This window comes from Flavobacterium sp. UBA4854 (assembly GCF_002399805.1).
GTDB classification, from domain to species: Bacteria; Bacteroidota; Bacteroidia; order Flavobacteriales; family Flavobacteriaceae; genus Flavobacterium; species Flavobacterium ginsengisoli.
Genome location: NZ_DHEI01000084.1, coordinates 78,461 through 86,716, shown reverse-complemented (window position 1 = coordinate 86,716; position 8,256 = coordinate 78,461). Strand labels below are relative to the sequence as shown.

Here is an 8,256-nt window from a genome sequence, read left to right as displayed (position 1 = left end):
TCTAAATCGGAAGCCTGGCGAACTATTTTTACACCATTTCCATCATAACCAAATTCGGTACATTTCCATACAAAAGGTAATTTCAGATCGTTGATTTTAGATTTTAGTTGATCTAAATTTTCAAATCTTTCGAATGGTGCAGTTGGGATATTATTTTTTGCGTAAAAATCTTTTTGAACACCTTTATTCTGAATTCCCTTTAAGGTTTTTGGAGATGGATATACTTTTAAACCTTCGTTTTCTAATTGCGTTAAAGCTTCAAGGTTTACCAATTCGATTTCAAAAGTCAAAACATCGACTTGTTTTCCAAAATTATAAACCGTTTCATAGTCCATTAAATCGCCTTGAAAGAATTTGTTGCAGGCGATTTTGCTTGGTGCTTCGTCGCTTGGATCTAGAACGTAAGTTTGTATATCAAATTTTCTGGTGTCGAACAAAAGCATTTTACCTAATTGTCCGCCACCTAATATTCCTAATTTAAAATCAGAAGAAAAATAATTCATTTTGTGTTGTGTTTTTGCAAAGATACCTTTTAATCTTTTTTTAGCCAAAATTTAGTTTTTTCTGCTATGGATTGATAAAGTTTTGCCACAGATTAAAAGGATTAAAATGATTTTTCTTTGTGTGTGTTTTTGGTTGCCACGAATTACACGAATTTTCACAAATTTTTTCGGTTGAATTAAAAAAAGAATTTGTGAAAATTCGTGGCAAAAAATAAATACTTTCTAATCCTCTTAATCTGTGGCTAACCAAAAACTATTTTATTTTCTTCAAAACTTCTTTGGCGACGGCTTTGTAGGCTGCTGAATGGTCTCCGAAATCTTTATCAATGATTACTTTTAGTTCAGGGTGAATCCAATCGTAATAATTTCCTAAGACGTACAAAGTTCTAATAGAGTACGCTTTTGTAGCAACTTTAGTATCATTAATTAACCAATCAAAAGATGCTTCAATACAATCTTGAATATTTTCTTCTGAAAGTTTAATGCTGTTTTCACTTTTTTTATAATGAGATTTTACTAGAAGCTGTGTCACTTTTGCAATCGGGCGCATAGAACTTTCATCTTTTAAAATTTTTAAATTCGAACAGAAAAAATCAAGATGTGGCTGTAGCCAAAGTAATTCTTCGTACGAAACAAATTCTAAAATCCAGCAGGCTTTATGGTTGTTTTTGTCTGAAGGTGTAAAACATATTGAAACTAATTCGCTAAAAAGCGAGGGGTTTTCTAGAATATCTTGTGCAGCTTTTAGACGGTTTTCTCTATAAGCATTTACATAATCCAATTTTTTTTGCAATTCAGACAGCATTGTTTTTTGTATTTAGTACAATGCTAAAATAAGTAATTTAATGAGATAATTCCGTAATAGTTTATAGGCAATCCTGGATAATAGAATCTTGGTTGTGCATTTCCAACTCCAGTTGCATTGGTCAAAATCATGGAAGCGTATTTTTCGTTTGTAACATTATTAATTCCTGCATCGAGATGCGCTTTTAATCCAGATAAAATTTCAAATTGATAACCTGTTTTTAAATTTAGTAAAGAATAAGAATCAGAAAAATTGGCATTTGAATCATTCATCGGAATTTTATCTGTGAATTGAAAATCTGCTGAAAAATAAAAACCTGAATTGGTATTCAAATTAAAACCAGCACTTGCAGTATTGGCAGGAACTCCCGTTAATTTGTTGCCAGAATAATCATTTCCGTTATCGACAAATTCTTTAAATTCATAATTTCCGATAGAAGCGCCAGTGTAAGAGTTTAAATTGAAAGTTCCATTGATTGTCCAATTGTGTTTTAATGCAATTTCGATTCCTTCATGAAATGTTTTTCCAGCATTTACGCCTTCATATTGATCGTCTCCAATTCTTTTGGCAACCAATAAATCTTTAATTTCCATTCGGTAAACGGCAATTTCAGCATATAGTTTTTTGCTGAAAAGATGAAGTTTGCTACCTAATTCAAAATTATAACCTGTTTCGGGTTTTATGTCTTGATTGATATTTCCTGTGCTTGTTAAAGTCTCTTCGGTTGCGGGAAGAGAAAATCCTCGACTTGCAGAGAAGTAAAAAGTCTGGATGTCATTTGGCTTGAACAAAAAAGAAAGTTGTGGCGAAAAAATTCCATCGTAACTATATTTCTCCTTCGGATTATTCGCGGAAGCGGGAAAATCATTCTGAAGTTCAAATTTGGTTTTATTATAATTTAAACCTGCCTGAATTTCAAATTGGTCAGAAAGTAAAGTTCTGATTTGAGAAAAGATATTATAAAAACGTCTTTTTTGATTCGTTGCTGTAAGCTGATCGCCTTGTAAACTTCCGTTTCCGTTATTTTGCTGATACAGATTTTGAAAAGTATTTCCGCTGTAATTGTCTGCGAAATATTCAATTCCGCCAATAAATTGATTTTTGATTTTTCCGATTTTAAAGTCTCCCGAAAATTGTGTTCGTACGCCCGAAGCAAAAGTATATTGACGCAAAATATCAAAAGGACGCGGTTCGTTGCTGTCTTTGTAATTGATGAAAACTGAAGTTGAATTATTTAAATGATCATTAATTTTAAAATCATAAGCCAATCCGCCCAAAGTCGATTTGTATTCTTTAAAACCTTTTGAAGCAACCCAAGTTGGCGCACCCGCTTGTGGATTATTTTCGAAAGTGGTTTTGTTAATCGAACTCGGAATGTATGCTTTTAAATAAGTATAATTAGAAAAATAGGTGAGTTTGCTGTTTTTCTTTCTAAATAATTCTCCGCCAAGTGTAACTCCTTCACGATTATAGGCGCTGTTTTCGCGCCAGCCATCAGTTTTTAGATTGTGGTAACTCAGATTTAAAGATGCATTATTTTCATTTAAATCAAAACTTATTCTGTTTTTCAATAATCCGTAAGAGCCAAAAACCGAACTGATTTCAGCTTGATAATTGCCACTTTTTAAGGATTGAGGAGAAATCAAAATCGCACCGCCCAAACCAGCACCGTAAACACTAGAAAGCGGACCCTTTATAATCTCAATCTGATTGATGTTTTGAAGATCGATATCGTCAATTACAGTTTCGCTGTTTCCTGAAGTTAATGGAATACTTCCATAGAATGCTCGAATTTTATTCGTTCCATAAGGAGTTCTTGCGCCAATTCCGCGAATCGAAATTCGGGTGGTGGTAATATTTGATGATTGCATAAAAACACCAGGAATTGTATTGATGACATTACTAATATCAGTGGTATTATTTCGGAGTAATTCTTTTTCGGATAAAATACCAATTGAAGCGGGACTATTTTGTAAATCACGATTAATGTGTAGCGGACTTATTAAAACTTCATTCAGTTTATGAGTTTTAACTGAATCAATATTTTGAATTTTTTCTTGTGCTGAGATGCTTTTAGAAGTAAAAAGAATAAAGAGAAGAAGAAAATATTTTTTGGAGGGCATAAAATGAGCTGATTAAAAGGCAGTTTTATTTTAACACATAGAAACACAGCATTGATTGAGGCAAAAAAGGCGTTTTACTTGTCAAAAGTCACATAATAACTATGTGCGAAAACTAATTTTCTTAATAACATCTTTTTAAACAAAAATCTATGTCTCTATGTGTTTAAAATTTTCTTTTTATAATTTGTTCCGATAAATTTCAGAATTGGAATTTATTTCTTTGCTGTAACCTTCCAAATAGTATTTCCGCTATCATCATTTACCAAAAGCGATCCGTCTTTCATAACAGTAACTGCAACTGGACGTCCGTAAACTTCAGCTTTATCATTGTCAGAAATAAAACCAGTTAAAAAATCTTCTGGTTTTCCTGAAGGTTTTCCGTCTTTAAAAGGAACAAATAAAACTTTATAGCCTGAAATTATAGATCGGTTCCAAGAACCATGTTGGCCTACAAAAGCGCCATTTTTGTATTTTGCTGGAAAAGCATCTTTCGTGTAAAATGCCAATCCTAAAGAAGCAGTATGAGCGCCAACAGGAACATCGGGAACAATAGCTCTTTCTATCAAATCTTTTCGTTCGCCTTTCCCTTTCCATCTTGGGTCAGGAATACTTCCAAAATACGAATAAGGCCATCCATAAAAACCGCCTCTTTTTACACTTGTAATATAATCTGGAACTAAATCATCTCCAAGTTCATCTCTTTCATTTACCGCTGTCCAAAGTTCTTTTTTGTTGGCTGGATTCCAATCCATTCCCATTGGATTTCTAAGACCTTCAGCATAAATTTTTTCGCCCGTTCCATCAGGGTTAATTTCTAAAATTGCTGCACGGCGAACTTCTTTATCCATTCCGTTTTCTCCCACATTGCTTCCAGAACCAACACCAATATAAATTTTTGTTCCTTCAGGATTAGCAAGCAAACTTCTTGTCCAGTGATTGTTGTATCCGCCAGCTGGCAGTTCAACAATTTTAGTTCCTTGAGTTTCTAATTTTAATGGTGCGTTTTTATAAGGATAACGGTAAAGTCCGTCAGTATTGGCAATATAAAAAAAGTCTTTTAGGATTAACATTCCTAAAGGCCTGTTTAAACCAGAAATAAAAACTTCGCGAGTTTCATATGTTCCGTCTTTATCATTGTCACGCAAAACTATAATTTGGTTTTTGCTTGTTCTGGTGCCGCTTTCAACAACAAAAATGTCATTGTTTGGACCTATATAACTCCATCGTGGATTCTCAAATCCGTCAGCAAATTTAGTTACTGTAAAACCTTCAGGCGCTTTTGGCGTTTTGCCTTCTGGCCAGCCAATTACTTTACTGTTTTTGGTTTTAGATTCGGTTGCGTAAGGAGCGGGAAGCGTAATTTCTCCAATAGCAGTTTTTACAACATTGCCAGATTGTTTGGCTAGGGCTTCTTTTTCTTCTTTTTTTACTTGCCCATTACAGGCAGTCATAAAGGCTAATAACGTTATCGAGATTAGGGTTAAAGGTTTTTTCATTGGTTTTTTGGAGTTAAATAATTAGATCATAACAATTTACTTAAAATATGTAGAGTGACAAAAAAATATTTGTAAAGATTAACTGAGATTTAACATTCCTAAAAAATATCTCGAATACAGTTTGTTTTGATAGAAGCTGTTAAGTTCTAATTCTTTATCTTTGTCCATTATTTTAAAAAGAAAAATAATGATACAACTTCACGATAAACAATTTGTTCCGTTTATTTCGGCAAAAGAAATTGATTTTGCTTTGGCTAAAATGGTCGCTCAGGTAGAAGATGATTTTGGTGATGATACACCAATTTTTATTGGAGTCTTGAATGGTGCTTTTATGGTGGTGTCAGATTTTCTGAAAAAATATAAAAAACCGTGCGAAGTCTCATTCATCAAAATGGCTTCGTATGAAGGAACAGAAAGCACAGAATCGGTTAAAGAATTAATCGGAATTAGTCATGACCTTTCTGGAAGAACTGTAATCGTGATCGAAGATATTGTCGACACAGGAAATACTGTAGAAGAATTGAAGCATTTATTTAAAGCACAAAATGTAAAGCATTTTAAAATTGCAACACTATTCTTTAAACCAGAAGCATATAAAAAAGATATTAAAATAGATTATATCGGAATTCGTATTCCGAACAAATTTATTGTAGGTTACGGTCTAGACTATGATGGTTTAGGAAGAAACCTTACTGAAGTTTACAAATTAGCAGAATAACAAAACACAACTATATATTCATTTTAAAACTTCTGAAAGACAGAAGTAACAACACTCATTTCAATTATGATTAACATCGTTTTATTTGGAAAGCCTGGTGCAGGAAAAGGAACTCAGGCAGAATTTTTAAAAGAAAAATACAATTTAACACACCTTTCAACAGGAGATATTTTTCGTTTCAATTTAAAAAATGATACTGAACTAGGAAAACAAGCAAGAGTTTTTATGGACAACGGAGAGTTGGTTCCTTGCGAAGTAACAACTGCAATGTTAATTGATGAGGTAAAAAAACATCCAGATACTGCAGGATTCTTGTTCGACGGTTACCCAAGAACAATCAATCAAGCAGAAGCTTTAGACCAGTTTTTACCAACGATCGGATCTAGCGTAACAGCAACAATCGCTTTAGAAGCTGATGACGAAATTTTGGTAAAACGTCTATTAGAGAGAGGAAAAACAAGCGGAAGAGTTGATGATCAAGACGAAGAAAAAATTCGTGTAAGATACCAAGAGTACAATGAGAAAACAGCTCCTCTTATTGGATATTATAAAGAACAAGGTAAGTTTCATGCTGTAGACGGTATCGGAACTATCGAACAAATTACAGAGCGATTAACGTCAGTTATAGATAATTTGTAGAAACTTATTCCAGCTGTACGTGAATCCTGATAGCTATCGGGACGCAAAAAAACTATTTTTCTAACTCTAAAACGGGCTTTTCAAATGTTTTTGATGATCAATGTTTTTGAGTTAGAAAAATTAGTTTTTTAATTCACAGCCATTTTTTAAGATTACAAATTACATTTAACGAGACCATTTTATAACGAATCCACTATCAATTGGAAATACTAATTATATTTTTTCTAATTCTATTAAACGGAGTTTTCTCCATGTCTGAAATCGCTTTGATTTCGGCCCGTAAAAACAGGCTTGAAACAGCTGCGAAAAAAGGCAATAATAGTGCAAAAACGGCACTAGATTTAGCTAATTCCCCAAATAAGTTTTTATCGACAGTACAAATCGGAATTACCCTTATCGGAATTTTGACAGGTATTTATTCTGGTGACAAAATTACTGCAGATGTTGAGCTTTTTGTAGCAGGATTTGAGGTTCTTAAGCCTTACGCACATTCTATTGCGGTGGGAATTGTAGTTGTAGTTTTAACTTTCTTCTCATTGGTTTTGGGAGAATTACTTCCTAAACGAATCGGATTAAATTATCCAGAAGCAATTGCAAAAATGGTTGCAATGCCAATGAAAGTGATTTCGATTATTACAGCTCCATTTATTTGGTTGCTTACTACATCGACAGATTTCTTATTGAATGTTTTCCAAATAAAACCAACCGCTGATGGAAAAGTTACTGAGGAAGAAATTAAAGCTATCATTAAAGAAGGAACAGAAGTAGGAGAGGTTCAAGAAATTGAACAAGATATAGTGGAGCGTGTTTTTCATATTGGAGACAGAAAAGTAAACTCTTTAATGACACATCGCAAGTCGGTTGATATGTTGCCATTAAAAGCCGATAAAGAAAAAATCAAAGAATTGGTTGTTCAAGACCTTCACGCAGTTTATCCTGTTTATAATGATAATTACGATGATATTGTTGGAGTCGTAACACTTAAAAATATTTTTGCTAACATCGAAAGCGATAATTTTGATTTAGCGGCAATTATGTCTGATGCGCCCTATTTAATGGAGCAAACAACAGCATACAAAGCTTTAGAAAATTTCAAAAAAACGGGTGTCCACTATGCTTTAGTTTCAGACGAATATGGAGTTTTTCAGGGACTGATTACTCTTAATGATATTTTGGAAGCTTTAGTTGGTGATGCTGCAGAATTTTATAAAGACGAATTCCAGCTTATAGAAAGAGAAGATGGTTCGTGGTTAGTTGATGGACATTATTCATTACACGACTTCTTGACTTACTTCGAATTGGATGAGTTAACAAACGATTATGAAGTGAATACCGTAAGCGGAATGATTATGACCGAGCTTTCTCATATTCCAAAAGAAGGAGAAAAATTAGTTTGGCAAAAATTCGTTCTAGAAGTAATCGATATGGACGGTGTTAAGATTGATAAAGTGCTTGTGAAAGCACTAAAAGAGTAGAGAGAAAATTTGTTTCAGGTTTCAGCTTTCAAGTTTCAGGTTATATATTAAACAACTTGAAACTTGAAACCTGAAACTTGAAACTTTACATAAACAAAGAAAATGACAGAAGGAAATTTTGTAGATTACGTTAAGATATATGTTTCTTCCGGAAAGGGAGGAAAAGGTTCTACGCATTTACATAGAGAGAAATTTATTGAAAAAGGAGGTCCAGATGGTGGCGATGGAGGTCGTGGTGGACATGTATATTTAGTTGGAAATAAAGGGCTTTGGACATTATTTCATTTGAAGTTTGCGCGTCATATTAAAGCAGGTCACGGTGGAGACGGAGGTTCTGACAGAAGTACTGGTGCAGACGGAGAAGATAAAATCATTGAAGTGCCATTAGGAACTGTTGTAAAAGACAAAGAAACTGGAGAAACACTTTTTGAAATTACAGAACACGGAGAAAAACAGATTCTTGCAAGAGGAGGAAAAGGAGGTTTAGGAAACTGGCA

Annotated in this window: 7 protein-coding genes and 1 pseudogene; 4 read left to right on the top strand and 4 right to left on the bottom strand. The window is 33.6% G+C overall.

Annotated features, from left to right (window positions below):
* The 4 genes from B3J44_RS12435 to B3J44_RS12420 all read right to left on the bottom strand — a co-directional run.
* The coding region (locus B3J44_RS12435) for an ATP-grasp domain-containing protein (RefSeq protein ID WP_286968697.1) at positions 1 to 503 on the bottom strand (503 nt) is incomplete at its 3' end.
* 253 nt (positions 504 to 756) lie between these two features.
* Positions 757 to 1,308 (bottom strand): hypothetical protein, encoded by a 552-nt coding sequence (locus B3J44_RS12430; RefSeq protein WP_286968696.1) that lies wholly within the window; start codon positions 1,306 to 1,308, stop codon positions 757 to 759.
* 23 nt (positions 1,309 to 1,331) lie between these two features.
* A complete protein-coding gene (locus B3J44_RS12425; protein WP_286968695.1) occupies positions 1,332 to 3,431 on the bottom strand; it encodes a TonB-dependent receptor in 2,100 nt (699 codons plus the stop codon).
* 212 nt (positions 3,432 to 3,643) lie between these two features.
* A complete protein-coding gene (locus B3J44_RS12420; protein WP_286968694.1) occupies positions 3,644 to 4,927 on the bottom strand; it encodes a PQQ-dependent sugar dehydrogenase in 1,284 nt (427 codons plus the stop codon).
* Between the two features lie 187 nt (positions 4,928 to 5,114).
* Here B3J44_RS12420 and hpt point away from each other — a divergent pair, with 187 nt between their 5' ends.
* From hpt to B3J44_RS12400, 4 genes and pseudogenes are all read left to right on the top strand, one after another.
* Positions 5,115 to 5,645, top strand: a complete 531-nt coding sequence (hpt, locus tag B3J44_RS12415) for a hypoxanthine phosphoribosyltransferase (protein ID WP_233074177.1) — start codon at positions 5,115 to 5,117, stop codon at positions 5,643 to 5,645.
* A 66-nt stretch (positions 5,646 to 5,711) separates the two neighbouring features.
* Positions 5,712 to 6,284: an adenylate kinase gene (locus tag B3J44_RS12410; protein ID WP_233074176.1), complete on the top strand. Its 573-nt coding sequence runs from the start codon at positions 5,712 to 5,714 to the stop codon at positions 6,282 to 6,284.
* A 200-nt stretch (positions 6,285 to 6,484) separates the two neighbouring features.
* Positions 6,485 to 7,759, top strand: coding sequence for a hemolysin family protein (locus B3J44_RS12405; protein WP_198857798.1), 1,275 nt, complete (start codon positions 6,485 to 6,487; stop codon positions 7,757 to 7,759).
* A gap of 102 nt (positions 7,760 to 7,861) precedes the next feature.
* A pseudogene (locus tag B3J44_RS12400) lies at positions 7,862 to 8,256 on the top strand (GTPase ObgE); the annotation flags it as partial.